This is a genomic window from Methylobacterium sp. WL103, from assembly GCF_008039885.1.
In the GTDB taxonomy this organism is placed as follows: Bacteria; Pseudomonadota; Alphaproteobacteria; order Rhizobiales; family Beijerinckiaceae; genus Methylobacterium; species Methylobacterium cerastii.
This window is the reverse complement of sequence record NZ_VRUX01001146.1, coordinates 1-702: the sequence shown is the minus strand read 5'-3', so window position 1 is coordinate 702 and position 702 is coordinate 1. Positions and strand designations below refer to the sequence as shown.

Below are 702 nucleotides of genomic sequence, written 5' to 3'. Positions count from 1 at the left end.
CCGTGGCGCCGTTGCCGGCGGCCCAGGTGTCGACCTCGGCGACCGCCCGCAGGATCGCGACGACGACCTCCGGGCTCGCCTCGGTGAAGCCGCGGCGCGACAGGTAGAACTGCCGGTTCGGTGCGATCCCGCTGCCGTCGGCCAGCACGCGCGCGCCGGTGGAGCGCTCGGCCGCCGCGAGGTACGGATCCCAGATCGCCCAGGCGTCGACGGCACCGCGCACGAAGGCGGCGTTGGCATCCGCCGGCGACAGGAAGACGAGCTTCACCGCGTCGTAGGGAACGCCGGCCTTCTCCAGGGCGCGCACCACGAGGAAGTGCACGTTGGAGCCCTTGTTGAGCGCGATGGTCTTGCCGCGCAGCTCCGCCACGGACCGGACCGGGCTGTCCTTCGGCACGAGGATCGCCTCGCCGCGCGGGGCCGGCGGCTCGGTGCCGACGTAGCGCAGGTCGGCGCTGGCGGCCTGCGCGAAGATCGGCGGGGCCTCGCCGGCCGAGCCGAGGTCGATCGCCCCGGCGTTCAGCGCCTCCAGCAAGGGCGGACCGGAGGGAAACTCCGACCAGGTGACGTCGTAGCCAAGCGGCGCCAACGCCTTCGCGAGGCTGCCGCGGCCCTTCAGCAGGACGAGCGAGCCGTACTTCTGGTAGCCGATCCGCACGGTGGCGGCGGCGCGCGCCGCCGCCACCGTGCGGATCGGCTACC

The 702-nt window shown here is 74.1% G+C and carries 1 protein-coding gene; it reads right to left on the bottom strand.

Translation table 11 applies throughout. From position 1 onward, the window contains the following. On the bottom strand, positions 1 to 685 hold a 685-nt coding region (locus FV222_RS28305), incomplete at its 3' end, for an aliphatic sulfonate ABC transporter substrate-binding protein (RefSeq protein ID WP_246685723.1). Between the last annotated feature and the right edge of the window lie 17 nt (positions 686 to 702).